Annotated in this window: 22 protein-coding genes and 1 tRNA gene; 13 read left to right on the forward strand and 10 right to left on the reverse strand. The window is 54.2% G+C overall.

Translation table 11 applies throughout. From position 1 onward, the window contains the following. Window positions 1-122 precede the first annotated feature (122 nt). From ACOCF6_RS08525 to ACOCF6_RS08570, 10 genes are all read left to right on the forward strand, one after another. The gene (locus tag ACOCF6_RS08525) at window positions 123-3,434 is read left to right on the forward strand and encodes a phage tail tape measure C-terminal domain-containing protein (RefSeq protein WP_482459958.1); all 3,312 of its coding nucleotides are present in this window, start codon (window positions 123-125) and stop codon (window positions 3,432-3,434) included. After that, window positions 3,434-3,793 carry a hypothetical protein gene (locus ACOCF6_RS08530; RefSeq protein WP_482459959.1) on the forward strand — a complete coding sequence of 120 codons (360 nt, stop codon included), beginning with the start codon at window positions 3,434-3,436 and terminating at the stop codon, window positions 3,791-3,793. The genes ACOCF6_RS08525 and ACOCF6_RS08530 overlap by 1 nt, the downstream gene beginning before the upstream one ends. Further along, window positions 3,793-4,410, forward strand: a complete 618-nt coding sequence (locus tag ACOCF6_RS08535; protein WP_482459960.1) for a phage minor tail protein L — start codon at window positions 3,793-3,795, stop codon at window positions 4,408-4,410. Before ACOCF6_RS08530 ends, ACOCF6_RS08535 begins: the two co-directional genes overlap by 1 nt. After that, entirely contained in the window at window positions 4,407-4,793 is a 387-nt protein-coding gene (locus ACOCF6_RS08540; protein ID WP_482459961.1) for a C40 family peptidase, read from the forward strand. Before ACOCF6_RS08535 ends, ACOCF6_RS08540 begins: the two co-directional genes overlap by 4 nt. Before the next feature lie 221 nt (window positions 4,794-5,014). Next, entirely contained in the window at window positions 5,015-8,884 is a 3,870-nt protein-coding gene (gpJ, locus tag ACOCF6_RS08545) for a TipJ family phage tail tip protein (protein ID WP_482459962.1), read from the forward strand. Window positions 8,885-8,892: 8 nt separating this feature from the next. Then, complete coding sequence (locus ACOCF6_RS08550; RefSeq protein ID WP_482459963.1) at window positions 8,893-9,261, forward strand: hypothetical protein; 369 nt, start codon at window positions 8,893-8,895, stop codon at window positions 9,259-9,261. Next, complete coding sequence (locus tag ACOCF6_RS08555) at window positions 9,261-9,602, forward strand: hypothetical protein (protein ID WP_482459964.1); 342 nt, start codon at window positions 9,261-9,263, stop codon at window positions 9,600-9,602. Before ACOCF6_RS08550 ends, ACOCF6_RS08555 begins: the two co-directional genes overlap by 1 nt. 17 nt (window positions 9,603-9,619) lie before the next feature. Then, on the forward strand, window positions 9,620-9,775 hold the full coding sequence (locus ACOCF6_RS08560) for a hypothetical protein (protein WP_482459965.1): 156 nt from the start codon (window positions 9,620-9,622) through the stop codon (window positions 9,773-9,775). A 309-nt stretch (window positions 9,776-10,084) separates the two neighbouring features. Then, entirely contained in the window at window positions 10,085-10,324 is a 240-nt protein-coding gene (locus ACOCF6_RS08565; RefSeq protein WP_482459966.1) for a DNA adenine methylase, read from the forward strand. 327 nt (window positions 10,325-10,651) lie between these two features. Further along, window positions 10,652-10,855, forward strand: coding sequence for a hypothetical protein (locus tag ACOCF6_RS08570; protein ID WP_482459967.1), 204 nt, complete (start codon window positions 10,652-10,654; stop codon window positions 10,853-10,855). 186 nt (window positions 10,856-11,041) lie between these two features. Here ACOCF6_RS08570 and ACOCF6_RS08575 read toward each other — a convergent pair. Beyond that, window positions 11,042-11,117, reverse strand: a tRNA-Lys gene (locus ACOCF6_RS08575). A 166-nt stretch (window positions 11,118-11,283) separates the two neighbouring features. Here ACOCF6_RS08575 and ACOCF6_RS08580 point away from each other — a divergent pair. Next, window positions 11,284-12,423, forward strand: a complete 1,140-nt coding sequence (locus ACOCF6_RS08580) for a DUF362 domain-containing protein (RefSeq protein WP_482459968.1) — start codon at window positions 11,284-11,286, stop codon at window positions 12,421-12,423. Here ACOCF6_RS08580 and ACOCF6_RS08585 read toward each other — a convergent pair. The 9 genes from ACOCF6_RS08585 to gatC form a co-directional block, all read right to left on the reverse strand. Continuing rightward, window positions 12,420-12,860 (reverse strand): TraR/DksA family transcriptional regulator, encoded by a 441-nt coding sequence (locus ACOCF6_RS08585; RefSeq protein ID WP_482459969.1) that lies wholly within the window; start codon window positions 12,858-12,860, stop codon window positions 12,420-12,422. The genes ACOCF6_RS08580 and ACOCF6_RS08585 overlap by 4 nt on opposite strands. A gap of 96 nt (window positions 12,861-12,956) precedes the next feature. Then, window positions 12,957-14,273 carry a 30S ribosomal protein S12 methylthiotransferase RimO gene (gene rimO / locus ACOCF6_RS08590; protein WP_482463304.1) on the reverse strand — a complete coding sequence of 439 codons (1,317 nt, stop codon included), beginning with the start codon at window positions 14,271-14,273 and terminating at the stop codon, window positions 12,957-12,959. Between the two features lie 45 nt (window positions 14,274-14,318). Then, a complete protein-coding gene (locus ACOCF6_RS08595; protein WP_482459970.1) occupies window positions 14,319-14,804 on the reverse strand; it encodes a YajQ family cyclic di-GMP-binding protein in 486 nt (161 codons plus the stop codon). Window positions 14,805-14,838: 34 nt separating this feature from the next. After that, window positions 14,839-15,549, reverse strand: a complete 711-nt coding sequence (locus ACOCF6_RS08600; protein ID WP_482463306.1) for a LolA family protein — start codon at window positions 15,547-15,549, stop codon at window positions 14,839-14,841. Window positions 15,550-15,669: 120 nt separating this feature from the next. Further along, complete coding sequence (locus ACOCF6_RS08605; RefSeq protein WP_482459971.1) at window positions 15,670-17,298, reverse strand: chemotaxis protein CheA; 1,629 nt, start codon at window positions 17,296-17,298, stop codon at window positions 15,670-15,672. A gap of 3 nt (window positions 17,299-17,301) precedes the next feature. After that, window positions 17,302-17,664: a response regulator gene (locus tag ACOCF6_RS08610; RefSeq protein WP_482459972.1), complete on the reverse strand. Its 363-nt coding sequence runs from the start codon at window positions 17,662-17,664 to the stop codon at window positions 17,302-17,304. Window positions 17,665-17,678: 14 nt separating this feature from the next. Continuing rightward, a complete protein-coding gene (gene gatB, locus ACOCF6_RS08615; RefSeq protein ID WP_482463308.1) occupies window positions 17,679-19,199 on the reverse strand; it encodes an Asp-tRNA(Asn)/Glu-tRNA(Gln) amidotransferase subunit GatB in 1,521 nt (506 codons plus the stop codon). Next, window positions 19,199-20,656, reverse strand: coding sequence for an Asp-tRNA(Asn)/Glu-tRNA(Gln) amidotransferase subunit GatA (gene gatA, locus ACOCF6_RS08620; protein WP_482459973.1), 1,458 nt, complete (start codon window positions 20,654-20,656; stop codon window positions 19,199-19,201). The genes gatB and gatA overlap by 1 nt, the downstream gene beginning before the upstream one ends. Window positions 20,657-20,686: 30 nt before the next feature. Beyond that, window positions 20,687-20,974 (reverse strand): Asp-tRNA(Asn)/Glu-tRNA(Gln) amidotransferase subunit GatC, encoded by a 288-nt coding sequence (gene gatC / locus ACOCF6_RS08625; protein ID WP_482459974.1) that lies wholly within the window; start codon window positions 20,972-20,974, stop codon window positions 20,687-20,689. Between the two features lie 202 nt (window positions 20,975-21,176). Here gatC and rplM point away from each other — a divergent pair, with 202 nt between their 5' ends. Both rplM and rpsI read left to right on the forward strand, forming a co-directional pair. Beyond that, complete coding sequence (gene rplM / locus ACOCF6_RS08630) at window positions 21,177-21,605, forward strand: 50S ribosomal protein L13 (protein ID WP_482459975.1); 429 nt, start codon at window positions 21,177-21,179, stop codon at window positions 21,603-21,605. Window positions 21,606-21,626: 21 nt separating this feature from the next. Further along, window positions 21,627-22,019, forward strand: a complete 393-nt coding sequence (gene rpsI, locus ACOCF6_RS08635) for a 30S ribosomal protein S9 (protein WP_482459976.1) — start codon at window positions 21,627-21,629, stop codon at window positions 22,017-22,019. Window positions 22,020-22,086: the final 67 nt, after the last annotated feature.

Raw genomic sequence — 22,086 nt, forward strand, 5'->3', positions numbered from 1 at the left:
GTAAACAGCAGGGCATAGGCGAATATTGCCATGGGGCGGATGTAGAGGAATGTACGGCGATGTTTAGGGATGGGATTGCGAAGATATGCGCCACCTGTCCGAATTAATACAGGGAACCAACCATGAATGATCATAGAATCCAACTGATAATCGAAGCATTCAACAAAACCCAGGGGGCTTGGAACGAGCTGTCGGGGCAGGTTGAAAAGGCCAAGGCTCAGGCGGGTACTCTGTATGATGCTTACGGTAAACCTGTCCAGGCGCTAGATAAGACAGCGGCCGCAGGCACGGCCGCTGGAAATGCTCTTGATGTTGCCGGCAAGAAGGGCAGCAGTGCCCTGGGCCAAGTCGACAAAACCGCCGGATCTGTCGGTAACTCCCTGGACGCCGCTGGTAAAAAAGGCGGTCAGGGGATGAAAAACATCCATGACCAAGCTAGTCAAGCCCATTCTATGCTGGGTCAAATGGTGCAGATGGCGATCATCATGACGGCTGTTATGGGCTCCAAGCAGCTGGCTGAGTCTGGGATCGATTATAACCGCACCCTGGAAATATCAAAGCTGGGTATTGGCGCGATCATCACCAGTATGGGGGTGGTCACCGATCAGCAGGGTCGAATACTTCAGGGGGAAGAAAAGTGGCAAGCTTCACAGCAAATATCAGCTGAGGCGCAGAAAGAGTTACAGAAAATTGGCATGACTACGGCCGCCACATATCAGGAGCTGGTCCAGGCATATCAGGGGCTTCTTGCCCCAGCGTTGGCCGCAAAAATGACCTTTCGGGAGACCTTGGACCTGACCGGACTTATGACCAATGCCGTTAAATCCATGGGTATGCCGATCAACCAGATCGTCCAGGAAACTCGGGACCTGGTATCCGGTACAATCGACCAGAATTCCCAACTCTCCCGAAGCCTTCAGATCACCAACGAAGACGTTAAAAAGTGGAAAGAAAAAGGGATCGTCTTCCAGGAAATCAAGAAACGCCTGGAGGGATTTACCTATGCCGAACGAGAGTTTTCTAACACCTGGGACGGTGCCTGGTCCAACTTCAAGGACGTTGCCCAAAAGGCCTTGGGTGAAGGTTCCATGCCGATGTTTGACTTCCTGAAAAAGGAAATGATCAAGTACACAAATGACCTGGTTAATATTACCAAAGACGCCAATGGCAAGATTATCGATGTCCAGGTAAAGCCCGAGGTGCTCACGCGGATCCGCGAACTGGCAGAGGATTTGAAAAAGCTGGTTCAGGTCTTTGAAACAGCAGTTAAATGGGGTGTTAAACTCGCCGAGCCTGCGATGTATGTGGCCGTCGCTATAGGTATTGGCAAGATTACAACTGCCGTTCGTGAGCTCTCTCTGGCATCCAAGAGCATCAATGCCACGGTGATCGGCGCAATGGTCGCCGCTACGTTTTCTTTGGGCAAGGCTGGCTATGATGCACACAACAACACGGATGCTGATGATGTACGGAAACAATATAAAGCGGTCGGCGGCAAAGAGGACCTGGGCTGGCTAGGCCCTGACAAGCTTTCCGCTTTCAAAAACAGTTCCGGAATGGACAATAAAGACGTTGCTGCAGCACTCAAGTCCGGAGCATTGAAGCGCAGTAGCGAACCCAACGACAATATCTATGGTTGGGGTGATTTTGATTTCGATAAGGCTCTTTGGGAAAAGCAAAATAAAGCCAATGAAGGTACGTTTGGCCTGAAAGGCCCTAACAAGAAAAGTCCCGATCAGATCAAAAAAGATCGTGCTTCCGCCATAGCCGCCCTGGAAGATAGCTACGCCGAATCGGCCGGCATCTACAAGGTGGGCGAAGCCACAGAGGCCGAGGCTATCAAGACCGGTCTGAAAGAAAAGGAACTGGCTTACCAGCAGGGGCTGATCAGCCAGGAAGAATACAGCCAGGCCCGTGCCGAAATCCAAAAGAAGGGTCTGACAGCGGAGCTTGATGCAATCTCGGCCCAACAGGTCGAGTTGACCAAGAAGTATAAAGCGGAAGCCGCCCAGATCGAGGATCCCAAAGAGGCCTCGGACAAGCACAAGGCCTACGTTGCCGATTGGTATCGCCTGGAGGTGGATTTTGTAAAGAAGTCGGCCGACCTGAAGCGTGCCGGGCTTGATGAAAGTCTGCGCGGGATCGAGGAGCGCCGCAAGCTGGAAGCTGTTGAGCGGGATGGGGCTTTAAAGCTGCTTCAAGAGCGCTTAAACGGTGAGAAAGAACTGAACCAGATCCTGCTGGAGCGTGGCCGGATCACTCCCCTGGATGCGGAAAGCAGAAACATCGCCAACGAACAGGCCCTGCTCGAAGCCGACTACTGGAAAGCATTCGGCGAAAAGCAGTCCACACTGGACACCCCCGGCAAGAAGGCCAAGGAAAACGAGCTGCAGGATCTGGAGCAGCGCATGGCCAACCTGGACGCCAAAACGCCCCTGCGCTTGGAAAAGGCCGGACTGGAGACCAGGGCCAAGGAATTCCAACGGCGTGAGGCCGAGATCAATCACCAGCTGGCCCAGCTGGACGCTGATGAGAAAAACCGCGAAATCAGCAAAACAGCTGCCTTGAGCCGCCGGAAGATACTGCTTGAAGAGATCCTGCATATCCAGGAAGCCGACCTGAGCGCCATCGACAAGGCAGCAAACCCGCAAGCCTGGTTGTCACAACAGGCTGCCATTGACGGCACCCATCAGAAGCTGCTCGAACTGCAGATGCAGACGCGGGATCTGTCAAACGATCTGGCCGGTGGTCTGCTCGAAGGCCTGCTGCAGTACGTGGATGAAGCCGGTGGTCCATTCAATCGCATGGTGGAGCTGTCTCGTACCACGGCCCAGGCCATGGAATCATCATTCAGCGACTTCTTTTTCGACGCCATGACCGGCAAGCTGAAAAGCTTTGGTGATTATGTCAAATCGTTTCTCAGCTCTGTTGCTAAAGCCATGGCCAACATGATGGCCCAACAGGCCTCACAAGGGTTGGCTTCCGGCATTAGCAGCCTGATTAGCGGCATACTCGGCAGCGGCAGCGGCACCGGCACGGATGCGACTGCAGGCGGAACAGTCAACACTTCCGGCGCATACACCGGGACATCGATTTACGGCAATATTGCCGGACTCGGTAAATTTCACGATGGCGGCCTGATCGTGCCCCGCTTCCACTTTGGCGGCCTGGCGTCTGATGAAGTACCGGCTGTCCTGCAGACCGGAGAGCGTGTCCTGGATCGTGAACACAACGCTCTGATGGAGCGCTTTGCCAATAAGACGGAAGGCCCTGGCGGCATCACTAAAATCGAATTGATCAACCAGAGCGGGACGCCCATGAAACAGCGCGATGGGGGCACCAAGATCGATTTTAACGGTGCTGTAAAAACCATTGTCCTGACAGCCATGGATGACGACCCGTCCTTCCGCTGGGCTATGAGGGGAGGTGCCTGATGCTGACCTGGCCAGTACTATCAGTTACACCCTCCCTGGAAGGCTGGAAAGAGGGCATCGCCAACGATCCTACGTTGAAGACGAAAAGCGAAGCCGGCTATACCCAAACCCGGCCGCGCTTTACCCGTGTCCCCAAGAAATGGGATTTTCGTTATGCCGGCGGTAATGCATTGGACCCCAGCGATAAAGCTGCGCTTGAGACCTTCCAAGGCCTGATTAAGGTTGGTTCTTCAATCTTTATCTGGCCCAATCCAATGAACAATACAAACTATAACGTGCGCCTGGCTCAGCCACTCTCCTTTTCTCCTCAAGGCAATACCCTGCACTGGATGGTTGAAGTGTCGATCGAGGAAGCCTGATGAAGAGCCTCCCCCTCGCACTCCGCCAGGCAAAGAATCAGTTCGGCCAGGATTCCCCCTGGTTGATCATGCTGGACCTGGACCTGACATCCCTGGGCGGTCCGCTGTTCCACCTGGTGTCCAATAATGAGGACATCATATTTCAGACGCGGGAATATGTCGCCTGCCCAATTAACGTGGAGCTGCCAAAAGAAAGCAGCAAAGGCGAAATCCCATCGCTGAAACTGTCCATCTCCAACGTCACCCGCTTTCTGCAGGTTGAGTTCGAGAAATATGGCGGCGGCATCGGTGCGCCTGTCACACTCTACATCGTCAACGCCGGCCTTTTGACAGAGAACTATGCCGAGCTCATGTACGACTTCAACATCATCAGCGCTGCCTGCTCAGCACAATGGGCAGAAATAAGCCTGGGCGCATCAAACCCATTGCGGCGGCGCTTCCCGCTACATCGCTACATCGCGGCACACTGCAACTGGCAATACCAAGGTGCCGAGTGCTCCTATACCGGAATACTGACAACGTGCAAGCGTACACTTGAGGACTGCATCGCACACGGTAATGCCCCCCGTTTTGGTGGCTATCGCGGTCTGGCGTCCGGATCGTTGAGGCTGGCATGACATACATCGATCTGCTTGGAAAAGAGTTTGAATGGGGTGGCCGTGGACCGGAGCGATTCGACTGCTATGGACTGTGCATCGAATTGGCTCAGCGTAATGGACAAATCATTCCGGATTCAGCCTGGAGCGAAGAACCGGCAGAAATCGATGCACTGCTTGAAGTCGGATATAAACGGGGATTCCAATCGATCGACAAACCGGAAATAGGCGACTTCGTGACCTTCAGGTTACGCCCTCCGTTCGTTTCTCATGTGGGTGTAATCGTTAATACAATACCGCTTGAATTCCTGCACATCACAAAAGGGACACGAGTATCGCGTGAGCGCATAGACAGTCCGGTGTGGAATCGCAAATTGGCGGGGTACTATCGATGGATCGGATAACACTGGTCACCATACATAACGCATTCGAGCGTACCGGCAGGGACACCAAACAGATTGAATCCGGTCTGACGCTGGCAGAGTTACAGACGCTCTACCTGCCCGCGGCGGTCGACTTCGCCCTGTCAGTCAATGGCCGCACCGTCACCGACCTGAACACAATCCCTCGCGGGGGCGATATAGTCAGCGCGGTTCCTGTGCTACAGGGGGGCAGTGACGGCAAGATGATCGGGCGGCTGATTGCTATGGTCATCATTGCGGTCGTTGCCTGGTATGCCGCCCCCGTAATCGCAGGTGCATATTTCGGCGGGAGCATGGCCGCCGCTTCAATCATTGGCGCAGCTATCACCATGGTTGGCGGCATGATCGTCAACATGGCATTTGCTCCGAATACACCAGGTGGCGGAGGATTGCAGACATACGGGGATAATGTCACAAATTCCCCATCATATGGCTGGTCGCCACAATCTACCCAGCAGCAAGGCACCGTGCTCCCCCGCTGGTATGGCAAAAACAAGCTGTACGGCAACATCATAGTTGCACATGTGGATTATTCCGGGGCCAACAGCTATGTCAATGCCATCATAAACCTGGGCCTCGGACCGTATAAATCCCTGACAGACTATCAAATCAATGACCAGCCGGTTGCAAACTTTTCCGGTGTCCAGGCACCGGATATTCGGCTGGGATATGTCAATCAATCGGTATTATCAGACTTCAAGGACGCAACAGTCGAATACAGCACATCTCGACTTGTAACATTCAGCAGTCCGGTAATCTACACCACTCAGGGCAATGATTTCGATAGCCTGGAGATATTACTGCAGCTCCCGCGTGGTCTTGGATATTACAACGATCAGGGCGGGATCACATCGTTGACTGTGCAGTATCGTGTTTCCATAAAAAAACATACCGATGCAGCATGGACAGTTATTTCAAAGACACCATACCAGCATGGCCTGACGGCGGATAACCACTGGAGTTCCGGTTACTGGGTCTATCCCGACGGAGTTTCCAAGGTGTGGCACGAAACAACTGAAGGGTCGAATGATTATAGCGCCCATTATGAAGGCGAAATTTTCAGACAGTTTTCGCCGTTGTCAGGATACAAAACGGAGTGGTGGCACTGGATTGGAGGCAATGAAAGCATAGTTACAAGTTTTCATGATTATGGTGTGATCTCCGGCGCACAAGCCAACCCTATACGCATCACATGCGCCGGTAACACTCCTGAAAAAGACTACTACGATATCAAAATTGAGCGTCTCACCGCTGATTTTACTACAACCCGTCATTTAGGTGAATTATACCTGGCCAGCGTCAAAGAGGTAACTGGCCAGGCCTTTACCTATCCGAGACAGGTACTGGTCGGATTACGTGCGCTGGCCACTAACCAGCTTTCAGGGTCTCTGCGCTTCTCCTGCATAGCAGAATGCGCCATTGTCCGTGTGTGGAATGGGGTCGCGTGGACCAGTGAATACAGCACAAATCCGGCATGGATTTGTTACGACGTGCTGACTCAGCCTGTTTTATCTACAACCCCGATGTCATGGGGGTTCAATGGCGTTGCTGACGGCTGGACCGGCATTAATATGTCGCTGGCCGTAAATGCCAATTCAATTACAGTTACTCCTACTACAACAATAAACACTTTCCAGCGTACCGAATTGTCATTTCCCGGAGCCAGTTTTTTCATAGTGAAAATGCGCATCAAGCGCATATCCGGAACGTCGTGGGCTGGTTATTGCTTGGGCACGGTCCCTGGCGAAACTCTGACATATACGTTTTATGCAACTGTACCGGAGCCGGCATGGACAGGCGATTTCGTTGAAATAGTATTTGATATGTCAACGTCAATAAACCAGCATTTCGGTGGGCCGGGATGGACGGAAAGTGAAATTACAGCGTTATCGTTTATGTTTGCCTACCCTACTGACAACGTATTTGAAATCGACTCAATCATTATTACCGACCACGCAACAGCTGTGTACCGTTACGACGGCATAAACCCCGCCCGCATCGATCATGTCAAGTTCAAGGAATGGGCAGACTACTGCGACGAGCTGCTGCCGGACGGCACAGGCGGTACCGAAAAACGGATCGAGTTCAACGGCGGTTTCGACAGTGAAATGTCTCTATGGGAAGCTGTCCTACGTATCTGCACAGTGGCCTATGCTGCCCCGATCTGGAACGGTATCAAGCTGACGGTATCGATCGACAAGCCATCTGACCCGGTGCAATTATTCTCACTGGGTAATATCGACCAGGATTCATTCAAAGAAACCTTTCTCCCAATGGAAGATAGGGCGGCTGAGATTGAAGTGGATTTCATCAACGAGGAGAATAACTACCAACGCGATAAGCTGACAGTCATTAACGCAGAGATGACCAACATTACCAGCAAGGTCAACTTGTCGCTATTCGGAGTCACCAAGCCCTCTATGGCATGGCGAAGCGCTATGCGGAAGCTTGCCTATAACCAGCACATCAGCAGGATCATTGATTTTGGAGCTGATATCGATTCTATAGCCTGTACCATCGGCGATGTGATCCTGATCCAGCACGACGTGCCGCAGTGGGGCTATGGCGGCCGAATCGTATCCGCAACCACTGTGGCCATTACTGTTGATCAGATAATCACGCTGCAGCCTGGCACCCAATACGCCATCCTTGTACGTATGACTGATGATAGCCTGATCGAGCGAGATATTACCAACGCTCCAGGCGATACCAGCGTTCTGACCGTTTCCCCTGCCTTTCCAGCTGCACCGCAGGCGTTCGATGTGTTCACCGTAGGCGAAATACTCAAAACTGCCAAACCCTTCCGCGTGGCGAACATCTCCAGGGACAGCGATCTTAAAGCCATGATCAACGCAGTGGAGTACGTTGAAGGCATCTTTAACGTTGATTACAACATCCCCATTGTAGGTGTACTCGACTACACAGACCCGTTACGGACCTTCAAGCAGAGCCTGCCACCGTTTGAATCGGTAATAGGTCTGACCGTCTCAGAATCTCTCCGCAAATATAGTTCCGGCCAAGTATCAGCCATCGCCACAATCTACTGGACACCGGTTGTCAACCGCTATGCATTTCCTTCGGTCGAAATATGGGCCTGGCAGGATGGAACTACTCCTCAGAAGATCAGCAACCCGATCAGCGCCGACTCGTTTGAATGGCCGGTACCGGCCGATGGTGTTTACTGGAATTTCGCCGTTGCCTGCGTCAACCTCAATGGAGAATCACAGGCGCTGGCGGGGCTGGTCCCGTATCGTAAATTCATTTTTGGCAAAACTGCACCGCCGGAATCTGTATCCGATTTTTACGCGACAGCGGCAAACACCGGCGGCGTCCGTTTCGCCTGGACTCCTGTTGCCGATCTTGACGTCTATGAATATCTGATCAGGTACAGCCCACTGTTGACGGGCGCAGATTGGTTCGGCAGTTCGGAAATAATCCGCACCTCTGCCAATTACGCCAACCTGAATGTTGCACAGCCTGGCACCTATATGATCAAGGCCATCGATACGACCGGGCACGAATCAACGACAGCTGACAGCGTTGTAATTGCCAGCATACCGTCAATTGTAGGATTAACACCGCATACGCTGATTGAAGAGCATCCGGCCTGGGCGGGATATGGTTACAATTGCGTTCCTGATGGCAATGGTAATTTGATAGTTGCCTGGACAATGGGGCCACCTCCGCTGCCGGAGGAGTGGAGTTTAATAACGGAGATTTCAGGTGGGTATCAAGTCGGTACGGCTATTGATTTTGGCAGCCCCAAAAACGTCAGGGTCAGCGCTAAATGTGAATGGAATATAGTATCGATGAGCAATGATTTTGACGGAGTTTACAATATTGACAATGTTGTGGGGTGGGACCAAAGCACATCGGAAACAACTGTTAATTTATTTATTCGGACGTCACAAAACAGCGGTGCTCCGTATGATATGCAACCGTTATTTGCCGGTGATTATGTGTTTCAAAGAGCTGAATTCATGATTGGATTCGCAAATAAAATGCCCGACACATTAACCATATCGAGTCTCAGTATCAATATCGACCTTCACGACACCGCTATAACTCTATAGGAGGGCTTATGAGCCAGCATGATTACAACATCACAACTGCAGATGCTAACACAGGGATAGCATATAGAGCTGCAGTCAATGCAGCATTGCAGGCATTGGCCAGTAATAACTTCGGGAGTACGCCTCCGGCTGTTCCATACGCTGGTATGACGTGGGTGCAACCTCAAGTTAATTACAGCATTGTTCATATGAGAAATTACAATAATACCGCGTGGTCAATATTGTTTTTTATTACTGCAACCGGCTTGACGCTTGTCGGAAATATTAAACTCAACACCGTACCCACCGACTATGCCGATAATGCCGCTGCATTGGCTGGTGGTCTGACAGCTGGGGAAATGTACCGAACTGGCGACATTATGAAGGTGGTGCACTGATGACAATACGACTGATAGCAATCACCTTGATCCTGATCACCGCCTCGGCCTGGGCCGCGACTCAGAAACTGAACGAATTACCAACCATCCAGCAACTGCATGATGATAGCCGGATGTATGTTCACGACACGTTGAGCGGGAACCGAAACATCACTGGTGCAAAGCTGAAACAGGAGATCAATACAAGCCCTGTTCTTAAAATCCCTTACGGTAATTATTCGGCAATTCAAGCCAGGTATTCATCTAACGGCGTGCGGATCCGGATCTCGACTGAGTACTACAATCAACGATTCGTTTATTTCAGAGGTCCAACTTTGGTTATCACCCCCGTTGCACCATAATAAAAGGAGAGATCATTATGAAAACACTCATCTGCATAGCACTGGCAATACTGATTACCTCATCAAACGGCGGGCAGGTTGTCACCTCGAACGCCCTGGGCAAGGTCGTCTACAAGAACGTTAAAATCAATGGGACATTAACCGTCGGGCCGCCGGTTGGTGTTAGCCAGTAGTTGGCCCTATTGATCCTGTCTGACCTGGCCAGTCAGACACAACAGCCGCAGTGGTCCATACCAGAAACATCAAGCGATGGAGAGCGTACCTGTAGTAGGGGGCTGATGCGTAAACTCCCGGCTGGTGTGGCCACTGCGGTTTAGTTGTATTGGGAGATAAAACAGAAGAGGCAGCGACCGGCCTGCGCGCTAACACAGACCGGCCGCCAACACACAGTAGAGCTGTGAGCCAGCCAAGGCTACCCCACCACGATCGCGGCGAGGGGAGCCTACCATAAACCTACTCAAACATCAATGGAGGCACTCACAATGAGGCATTATCCTATATTGGCATGGCCGGGCGGGAAACGCCGCCTGGCAAAGAAACTGATTCCACTTATCACCAGCCGGCCGCATTCCTGTTATGTCGAAGAGTTTGCAGGCGGCGGTTCCATGTTCTTTCTCAGACAACCGGCCGAAGTCGAGGTTCTAAACGACGTCAACGGCGAAGTGATCAATCTCTATCGGGTGGTAAAGAACCACCTGGAGGAGTTCTTGCGGCAGTTTTAAAATGCCCTGGTCAGTCGGCAGCTGTTTGAATGGGCCAAAGAGACGCCTCCGGAAGTCCTGACCGATATCCAGAGAGCTGCTCGTTATCTGTACATCCAAAAGCTTTCTTTCGCTGCCAAGGTAACCGGGCAAACGTTTGGCACCTCACCCAGCTCCGCGCCCAGGTTCAATTATCTGCGATTGGAGGAGGATCTGAGCCAGGCCCATTTACGACTGTCTCGGGTGTGGGTTGAACACCTGGACTGGCAGAGCTGTCTGACTAAATGGGACCGCGACTATACTCTCCATTTCATGGATCCTCCCTATTGGGAGACCGAAGGATACGGCGTGCCGTTCCCCCTGGAGGAATACTACAAGATCGCAGAGGCCATGATGACGATGAAAGGCTCAGCGATATTGACCATCAATGACCACCCAAAGATGAGGACAATTTTCCAGGCATTTGAGATGGAAGTCGTGGATATAAACTACACGATCGGCGGGGCTGGGAAGGGTGCAAAAAGGAAGGAACTGATCTTTAAAAACTGGTAAATAAAGAGGGGCTTTAAGTGGTGTTAAATTACCCCCTTTAAAGCCCCTTTATTTTGTGCAATTTTTTACAGAAAGCATGTGTCCGCGTTTCGCGGATCATGTGTCGCGTTACACACCGCTGGACCGCAGCGACAATCAAAACAACAAAAAGGGCGTTACGATCAGATCGTAACGCCCTGTAATGTTTGGTGAGCCGCGTTGGGGTCGAACCAACGACCACCTGATTAAAAGTCAGGTGCTCTACCGACTGAGCTAGCGGCTCGAAAGAATTGAGTTTATACCGCAGCTGCGCCACCAAGTCAATACTTTTTTCCAGTCTTATATATTTTTTAGTTACATTCCATACAGACTTGCACTTGCCAGCACCATCGGATAGTTTGGAATGAATCTGTAACTGTCTTTTTTCAAGACCATGCAAGGAGCTTCCGATGAATTTGGTGTCACTCACCAGATGCGACGATTATGATCTTTCCCGCGTTCGGGCGGCGATTTACCAGCTTCTTGAACCGCTCGGCGGCATGAGTGCATTTGTCTACCCCGGCGAGCGAATACTGCTTAAACCCAATATGCTATCAGTCAAAACACCCGAACAGGCCGTCACCACCCATCCGGCCGTCGTGCGTGTCGTGGCCGAACTGGTCCGCGAAGCAGGCGGTCAGGCGCTGATCGGCGACAGCCCTGGGATCGGAGGATTCCAACGGGTTGCCGACAAGAGCGGGATTGCTCGTGCCGCTGCGGACAGTGGCGCCGAACTGGTAGAATTCGCAGCCACCGTTGATCTGCCCGGTAGCGGCACCTTCCGCCGCATTACACTGGCTCGGACCTACTGGGAGGCTGACAAGATCATCAATCTGCCCAAACTTAAGACCCACGAGATGATGACCATGACCTGCGCCGTAAAGAACCTGTTCGGAGCGGTCGTCGGGGCCGAGAAAGCCGGCTGGCACCTCAAGGCCGGTGCTTCGCGGGAACAGTTCGCCCGTCTGCTGCTGGAAATCTACCTGCTGAAAAAACCGGTATTGAATATTGTGGACGCGATTGTCGCCATGGAGGGCAACGGACCGGGGAGCGGGGACCCGCTGCAGGTGGGGGCACTGCTTGCCGGCGTAAACCCGGTGGCAGTTGATACGGTAGCAGGACGCCTGGCGGGTATTCCGGCGGAAATGCTGCCTGTGGAGCTCGAGGCACGCCGTATGGGCCTGGCCGGGACCGTGTGGGATCAGCTGGAGATCATCGGTGCCCCCCTAGACGGCTTTCCATCACACCCATTCAGACTGCCCAGCGGCCTGGACACACAGTTTGGGCTGCCGAAGTTTATGAGCACCCTGCTCAAGCACCAGCTGACAGCGTTCCCGATTGCCGACCGGGAGCTGTGCGTTCTGTGCGGAATTTGCCGGGAGGCCTGTCCGCCTGGGGCCATAGAAATAAAAAACAGCGCCCTGACGGTTGATCAGGAGCGCTGTATTCGATGCTGGTGTTGTCGCGAGCTTTGCCCCCACGATGCCATGCAGGTGCGCCGGAGCCTTATGCTGAAAATCGTTTCCGCCCTGGCCGGGCGCAGGCGCTAGGCGTCTTCCTCTTCGGAACCGAGCGGGATTTCACGGTAGGCGCGCTCCTCTTCAAAACGTTTGGTCTGGGCCTGTAGCTTCTCCAGATCCGATTTGCATTTGACGCAATGACGCGCGAACGGCATGGCCTTCAGCCGGCCTAGAGGGATTTCCTCCTCGCACTCCTCGCAGACCCCGTATTCATTCTCATCGATGCGCAGCAGGGCCTCATCTATGGCATGCACCTTCTCCCGCTCACGATCACCCAGCAGAAGACCAAGCTCCCGATCACGCTCGGACGAGGCCTGATCGTAGATGTCACCACTCGGTTCGCTGATCAATGCGGAATCGGCACCATTTTTGAGCGATTTTGCTATCTCTCGCAGGGTATCCTCTTTCATCTGCAGCAGGATATCCCGGATTTCTTGCCATTTCTGCTTCTTCGGCTTTGTCGCCATGTAGATACTCCCGTGGACTGCCTGTCATTTACCTTACCCGGAAAAAGGGGGCAAAATATTGCAGATAACAGCTGAGTTGTCAAGCCAAAAGAAATATCAGTCGACCATCTCTCCGATCAGATCATAATCTGATGAATCGGTTATCCGCAGAAGGACGATGTCTCCAACATCGGCCGTACCGGCAGTGATGTACACCTGGCCATCAATATCCGGGGCCTGCCGGGACGAGCGCCCCTTGAGAAGCAGTTCGGTCTCTTCGCTGTAACCCTCGACAATAACCTCTTCGGTCTGGCCGATCAGGGCACGGTTGCGACGGAACGAAAGCCGGGCCTGGGCACGCATCAGCTTGCGGTAGCGCTCGCGCTTGACCCGCTCCGACACCTGATCGGGCAGCGCCGCGGCCGGGGTGCCTTCCTCCTTGGAATAACAGAAAACCCCCAGACGGTCAAAATGGGTATGCTCAATGAAATGCATCAGGGTGTTAAAATCGTCGACCGTTTCACCGGGGAAACCGACAATCAGCGACGTGCGCAAGGTGATGGACGGGATTTCCTTCCGCAGCCGGGCGATCAGGTCACGAATCTGCTGTTCGCTGCTGCGCCGCTTCATGGCCTTGAGTACCGGGTCACTGATATGCTGGATCGGTATATCCAGATACTTGCAGACCTTGGGCTCATCACGGATCAGTTCGATCATGCTGTCGGTGATGCCGTCCGGGTAGGCATACAGCAGACGGATCCAGCGCAGACCTTCAATAGCGGCCAGGCGGCGCACCAGCGTCTCCAGGGTAGCGCCATCCTCCAGATCGCTGCCGTAGCGGGTAATGTCCTGGGAAATCACGTTGATTTCCTTGACACCACGGGCCACCAGCCGTTCTGCCTCCGCCACCAGCGCCTCCAGCGGACGGGAGCGATAGGCGCCGCGCAGCTGCGGGATGATGCAGTAGGAACAGCAGTTGGAGCAGCCCTCGCCGATCTTCAGGTAGGAGTACCAGGCCGGCGACGAATTGAGTCGCGGCAGGGACTCATCATAGACGTAATCAGGGTCACCAACATAGCGCAGCTGTCCCTCAGTCCCGCCCTTCTCGGCCAATATCTCGGCAATCCGGGGATAATCACCGGTACCGATGAAGATGTCCACCTCGGGCAGCTCCTGTGCCAGCTCCTCCTGATAGCGCTGCGGCAGGCAGCCTGAGACGATCAGGGTATGACAGCGTCCATCGCGCTTGCGTTCGGCCAGATCCAGGATGGCATCGATACTTTCCTGTTTGGCCTCTTTGATAAAGGAACAGGTGTTGACGATGATGACATCGGCATCCTTCTCATCGGTTGTTATCTCGTACTCCTGCTTGGAGAGCACGCCCAGCATGACCTCGGCATCCACCAGGTTCTTGGGGCAGCCCAGGCTGACCATGCTGACTTTCTGTTTTACAGTATCGCTCAATGTACCCTCTCTCACTTATTCCCTGAAATTCAAAAACTGCATCTCCACATCCAGATCCTTGCCCTTGAGGAGCTGGATCGCTTCCTGAAGATCGTCACGGTTTTTTCCGGTCACCCGCACCTGGTCATCCTGGATCTGGGCCTGCACCTTGAGTTTGGCCTCCTTGATAACGGCAATGATATCCTTGGCCTTCTCCTTGGATATGCCCTGCTGGACCGTGATGACCTGGCGTACCAGGCCGCCCGAGGCCGGCTCGACCTTGCCGTACTGTAATGCCTTGACGGAGATGTTGCGCTTGAGGAATTTGGACTGCAGCACGTCAATTACCGCCTTCAACTTGTAGTCATCGTCGGCCAGGATCTTGACCGAATCTTTTTCCGGGGTGATCTGGCACTTGGACCCCTTGAAATCGTAACGCTGACCGATCTCCTTGACCGCCTGATTGACGGCGTTATCTACCTCCTGCATATCAACCTTTGAAACAATGTCGAATGACGGCATACAATCCTCCACAAAACTGTATTGATAAATGTACTTACGGTTTTATGACCTCGACCCCTTTCGGGATTTTGAAACTGAAGGCGCTGTTGGCCAGCCCCTTGTTGACCCTGACGCGACTGTACTCGATGCGGGTCTGATTACCCCCGGCATCGTGGATAACAGAGGCCAGCACGGGAAAGATATCCTGCACGCTGCCGTCCCGCAAAAAGCTCTCCACGGCTGCGGCAGAGACGGTCAGCTGCAGCCGTGCCAGTACGGCGGACGGGCTCTTCGGTACCAGCTCAAGCAGATAATTGCCGTTCTTGTCCTGAGTCTCTTTTGCAAAGCTTGCATCAAAATCACGGGACACATGTCCCAGTCCCGTCAGGTAATTCAGGGCAATGGAATTACCCCCCTTGAACATGTCAGCCACCGGGGAAACCATGACCTGCTTGTTTTCTGCAAGATAGAACCAGACCTGTTTGCCGTTGGAGACAATCTGCTGTTTCGGTTTTGTGTAGTTGAAACGGAACATGGCGGTGGCAGAGGCCGGTTTTTTCAGCAGCAGCTCACCACTCCCTTTTTGCTCGCGGTTGATGCCGGCAATGATTGTTTTCTGTGCAAAGTCGGCCTGGACATCCTGCAACGAGGAATACCCCTTTTCCAGGGCCGAAACCACATCCTTCAAGGCAGCCTTTTTTTCAGCTCCCCACACGGGTGCGGAAAGCGGCACCATGAGCATCAACATTATCGCGGTACGTATCATGTTTTTCAAGATGGTCACCTTTTACACTCATCAATCTATTTCCAGCTTCGTAATGTGCCATAAGCACGCTGGTATCGCAACCGCTATCGATCAGTACCGCGAGTGTGTCACAACTGACGTTCACGCCAGGGCGCTGGCATCCACGACAAAAACGATCCGGCCGTCGCCGGTGATGGCCCCGCCGGTAAGACCCTTCATGCGCCCCAGAGGGATGCCCAGCGGCTTAACAAATATTTCCTGCTGCCCCAGCAGCCTGTCCGTAACCAGACCCACCGGGCTGCCGCCGGCCTCTGTCACGACCGCCGGAATAATCGGCCCGGCCCCTTGAGCGATTTCCTGACCGAGCAGCCGGTTAAGGCTCTTGACCGGCACAGGCCGGCCTGCAAGCAAAAAGACCTTGCGGCCATGGTCCTCAAAGATGTCGCTGCGCTTGAGTTCGATTGTTCGGGCGACGGCATTGACCGGGAAGGCTATCGTCAGCTTGCCGCAGTCCACCAGCAGTGCATGGATAATGGAAACCGTAATGGGAAGCCGCAGGGTGAAGCGGCTGCCCCGGCCGCATTCCGACTCAATGGACAGGGTGCCGCCCAAGACATGAACAGCCGTTCTGACCGCGTCCATTCCGACGCCCCGGCCGGAGATGTCGCTGACCTCCGCAGCGGTGGAAAACCCGGGGGCACAAACCAGCATCAGGGTCTCCTGCGGGGAAAGCCGCCGCGCCTGCGCAGCGGTAAGGATCCCCTTCTCAAGCGCCTTTTCGGTAATATGCGCGGGGTCCATGCCACGGCCGTCATCATGTACCATGATATCCACATGGTCCTTATCCCGGGTAACACTGATGCTAATCGTTCCAGCATGCGGCTTGCCCGCCGCAACGCGCTCATCGGGTGTATCCATGCCATGGTCAACCGCATTGCGCAGGATGTGAACCAGCGGCTCGGTAATCTCTTCCAGGATGCCCCGGTCAAGTTCGATATCCCTGCCTTCGATCAGGAGAGCGACATCCTTGCCCTGCTTTCGGGCCAGGTCACGCACCAGGCGGGGGAAACGTTCTGCGGCAAAGGCAAAAGGGAGCATGCGGGCCTGAAACACTTCGTCCCGCAGTTCCCGCAGGAGCGCCGAAAGCTGGTGAAGCGGTTCATCCAGCGCTGCACCGGAATGACGGCGGGCCTGATCAGTCAAGCGGTGACGGGTTGTGATAAGCTCGCCGGTTATATTGACCAGGCGATCAAGTATATCGGTTTTAACGCGGACACTTTTGAAAGAGTCCGTGTGCCGGAACTGATGTTTCTTGTGCGGAGAATCCGCGGATATGTCTGCAGCAGCTGCATCGGCGGGTGGCGGCTGTTCTCCCTGGACGCGATCCGCTGAATCAGGCGTAAACGATGTCAAACGATCGATCAGATCACTTGCGTCAGGCTGCTGCCCGTCTCCGTTTTCGATAACGGAAACCATGCCGGAGAGGAGATCGCCCCCCTCCAGCAGGAGATCAGCCATGTCTGCAGAGAAGGGAAACTCATCGTTGCGGACCCTGCTTAACAGATCCTCCATACGATGAGCCAGAGCGGTGATGGCATCAAACTGCATGGTGGCGGCCATCCCCTTGAGGGAGTGGGCATGACGGAAGATCTCATCAATGGCGTCCCGATCGGAAACATTCTCCTCTAGCTGAACGATCAGTTCGTTGAACGCGCTCAGGTGTCCCCGGGACTCTGAGACGAACAGATCCCGGTACTGGGACATGTCCATGCTCTAATCCTCCAGGCTCTGCAACACCTCAATAACCTTTTCGGGGGTAAAGGGTTTCTGAATAAAGGCCTTTGCCCCGTGATCCAGGGCCTTTTTCACAATCTGCTCCTGGCTGAGGGACGAGCAGACCACGACCTTTGTCCTGGGGCGAGCCTCGAGGATGGTCTCCAGCAGGTCAAGCCCGTTTGCGTCAGGCAGAATGATATCCAGGATGATGATATCCGGATTAAAGGTAAGCAGGTGCTTCATGGCCTCAATGCCACTGGCGGCCTCGGCGACAACGGTGTACCCCTTGTCCTGGATGATGCCGCGCATGATACTGCGCATAAAAACGGCATCATCGACGATCATGACAGTCGCGCTCATACCTACCTCCGCTGCTACCCCTTGAGTTTACTCAACAACAGCTCATTTACCACAGCCGGATTGGCCTTGCCCTTGCTGGCCTTCATAACCTGCCCGACAAAGAATCCGAACAGCTTGTCCTTGCCTGAGCGATACTCCGCAACCTGGCCGGCTTCCCGGGTCAGAATCTCATCGATAATCGCTTCGATGGCCCCGCTGTCGGAAACCTGGACCAGCCCCTGCTCCTGTACGATGACAGCCGGGGCCTTGCCGCTCTGCCATATCTCGTCGAAGACCGTTTTGGCGATCTTGCCGGAGATGGTTCCGCCTTCGATCAGCTTGAGCAACTCCACCAGGAGTTGCGGCGTGACCGGGCAGCGATCAATGTATGTGCCGGAGTCATTCAAGGCGCGGGTGATCTCACCCATGATCCAGTTGGAGACCGCCTTGGCATTGTCATGGAGCGCAACGCAGGCCTCAAAATACTCCGCCAGCGCGCGGCTGGCGGTCAGCACCTCGGCATCGTAGGCAGACAGGGACCAGTCGGTCATGAAGCGCTGTTTTCGCTGTTCCGGCAGCTCAGGCAACGCAGCCCGCGTCCGCTGCACCCAGGCATCGTCAATCACCAGCGGCACCAGGTCAGGATCGGGGAAATAACGGTAATCGTGGGCCTCCTCCTTGCTGCGCATGGAGCGGGTCGTGCCGGAGTTGGGATCGAACAGGCGCGTTTCCTGTACCACCGTACCGCCATCCTCGATCAGGTCGATCTGGCGCTGGATCTCGTACTCGATGGCCTGTTTGACAAACTTGAAGGAATTGACGTTCTTGATTTCGGCCCGCGTTCCGAGTGTCTCGGAACCCAGCGGCATGACGGACACATTGGCGTCACAGCGGAAGCTGCCCTCTTCCATGTTTCCGTCACAGATGCCGAGCCAGGTCACAATCTGATGGAGCTGTTTCAGATAGGAGACCGCCTCATCGGACGAACGCAGATCCGGTTCGGAAACCACCTCCAGCAGTGGTGTGCAGGCGCGGTTCAGGTCAACACCGGAGCCGTCCCCAAGACCGGAGACATCATTGTGCACCAGCTTGCCGGCATCCTCCTCCATATGGATACGGGTGATGCCGATCCGTTTAGTGCGTGAGAAGTTATTTTTTGCGCTTTTCTGGCAGGAAATAACTTCGTTAACGCACTTATCCTGTTTTTCAGGGCTTAATTCCTGCCCTTCGACTTGGATGTCCAGCCAGCCGTGCTGGCAGATCGGATCCTCAAACTGGCTGATCTGATAGCCCTTGGGTAGATCAGGGTAGAAATAATTCTTGCGGGCAAAGATGCTGCGGGGGGTGATGGAACAGTTGGTGGACAGTCCAGCCTGGATAGCGAATTCGACTACCTTTTTGTTCAGCACCGGAAGTGCGCCGGGCAGCGCCAGGCAGACCGGGCAGGTCTGTGAATTGGGCTCGGAACCGAATGCCGTGGAACAGCCGCAGAAAATCTTTGAATCCGTCTTGAGCTGGACGTGAACCTCAAGACCGATAACCGGTTGGTAGCGCATCAGATCACCGCCTTTCTGGTATGCCACTCGGTGGCCTGTTCAAAGGCGTGGGCTGCACGCAGGATCGTAGCCTCGTCGAACGGCTTTCCGACCAGTTGCAGGCCGATCGGCATTCCAGTGGAGCTGATTCCCGCTGGCACAGACAGGGCACAGGTGCCGGCCAGGTTGACCGGAATGGTGAATATGTCCGACAGGTACATCTGCAGCGGATCATTGACCTTTTCACCGATTTTGAAAGCTGGGGTGGGTGCCACCGGGGTCAGAATCACATCCACATCCTCGAAAGCCCGGATAAAGTCCCGCATGATCAGGGTCCTCACCTTCTGGGCCTTGACGTAGTAGGCATCGTAGTAGCCGGATGAGAGGGCATAGGTCCCGATCATGATGCGCCGCTTGACTTCGGCCCCGAACCCCTCGCTGCGGCTCCTGGTATACATATCAAGCAGGCCGGACGCACCCTCGGCGCGAAGGCCGAAGCGGACGCCGTCGTAACGCGCCAGGTTTGAGCTGGCCTCAGCCGTGGCGACCAGGTAATAGGTTGCCACCGCATAATCGGTATTAGGCAGCGAAATGTCGACGAACTCGGCACCCAGGCTGCGATAGGTCGCAATGGCCTGGTTCATGGCAGTTTGCACGTCAGCATCCAGTCCATCAATAAAATATTCTTTCGGCAGGCCGATGCGCAGCCCCTTGACATTGCCGGTCAAAGCCGCACGATAGTCCGGCACCGCTGTATCGACACTGGTGGAATCCTTGGGATCATGACCGGCCAGGGCCCCCAGCAGGATAGCGCTGTCAGTGACATCCCGGGTCAGCGGACCGACCTGGTCCAGAGAAGATGCATAAGCGATGACTCCGTAACGCGATACGCGGCCGTAGGTCGGCTTGAGGCCGACACAACCGCAGTGGGAAGCCGGCTGACGAATGGATCCACCCGTATCGGTGCCCAGGGTGGCCGTGGCCTGACGGGCGGCGACTGCAGCAGCCGAGCCGCCCGAGGAGCCACCCGGAATCCGCGTAATGTCCCAGGGATTACGCGTGGTGCCAAAGGCACTGGACTCGTTCGATGAACCCATGGCAAACTCATCCTGATTGAGTTTTCCCAGCAGAACAACGCCCCGTTCCATGAGTTTTTCATAGGAGCTGGCATTGTAGGGGGGCACAAAATTGTGCAGAATGCGCGAACCGCAGGTCGTGCGAATATCCTTGGTCAGAAAGATATCCTTGAGAGCCAGCGGGATACCGGTCAGTACATCCATTGTGCCGGAAGCAATCCGCTTGTCAGCGGACTCGGCGTCAGCCAGGGCCTTTTCCGGGGTGACCGTGATAAAGGAACCAACCTGCGGCTCAACCTCCTTGATTCGGTCCAGCATGGCCTTGGTCGCCTCAAGGGAAGAGACCGCCTTTGATTTCAGCCTGCTATGCAGTTCGTGTATGGTCAGATCACATATATTCATGCGGATGCTGTCTCCGATTCGGATTAATGTTTATTCTATGACTTTGGGAACTCGGAAAAAACTTTCCACTCGATCCGGGGCATTGGCCAGGGCCGACTCAATTCCGATGGCCGGGCAGGCGACATCCTCGCGAAAGGAGTTCTCCATCGGAACAGCGTGGGATGTCGGCAGAATCCCCTCTGTATCCAGCTCCTTGAGCGTATCGACATACCCGAGTATGGCCCCCATCTGGACGGCAAAGAGGCTTTTTTCCTCGTCACTCAACTCCAGGCGGGCCAAACGGGCAACATGCTCCACTTCTGCAACGCTAATATTCATGTCGGCAAACTCCGCAAAATTAGGTACTACTGCAGCTGGTTTGTAGCATGAATCAGCCCGTTTGACAACCCTCGTTCACCGGGTCGAAAGCGGGAACTGTTTTTTTGCTTGACATGTCTCCAATCTTTAAGTAATTTACACCTCTTCGAAAAAAAACCATCATCCAAGTACATGTACAGATTGTGCAGTATGTGAGGAAGCTATGAAAACACAAGTTGCAAAACTCGAAAACGTGAAGCGGGACTGGTACCTGGTTGACGCTCAGGAAGCGGTACTTGGCAGGCTTGCAACCCAGATTGCCGGTGTTCTGCGTGGCAAGAACAAGGCCATCTACACCCCCAGCGTTGACACTGGTGACTTCGTCATCGTGGTAAACGCCGAGAAGATCGCCCTGACCGGCCGCAAACTGGCCGACAAGATCTACTACAACCACTCCGGCTATACAGGCGGCCTGAAAGAGACCACTGCCGGCAAAATGCTTGAGACAAAGCCGAGCGAGCTCATCAAAAGGGCTGTCAAAGGAATGCTCCCCAAAAACAAGCTTTCCCGTCACATGCTCAAAAAACTTAAAATTTACGCGGGTGCCAGCCACCCACACGACGCTCAACAGCCCAAGAATCTGACATTTTAATTCTCTGAGGAGAGGCACGATATGGCAGCAGTAAGTTTTTACGGAACAGGCAAGCGCAAGACATCAATCGCCAGGGTTTGGCTTAAACCGGGTGCCGGCGCAATCACCGTCAACAACAAGACCCTTGATGAATACTTTGGACGTGAAACATCCAAGATGGTTGCCCAGCAATCGCTGGAGCTGACCGAGAATATCGGCAAGTTCGATATCTTCGTAACCGTCAAAGGCGGCGGCGACACCGGCCAGGCCGGCGCAATCCGCCACGGCATCACCAAGGCCCTGCTGGCAAGCGACCCCGAGTTGCGCGGCAACCTTAAAAAAGCCGGCTTCATCACCCGCGATTCCCGCGTTAAAGAGCGTAAGAAATACGGCCGCAAGGCAGCGCGCGCCCGCTTCCAGTTCTCCAAGCGTTAAACCGCTGGGAACATCTATCAGATTCGATACAAGGGGAAATCCGCAAGGGTTTCCCCTTTTTTTCGTA

It is taken from the genome of Geobacter psychrophilus, assembly GCF_056821595.1.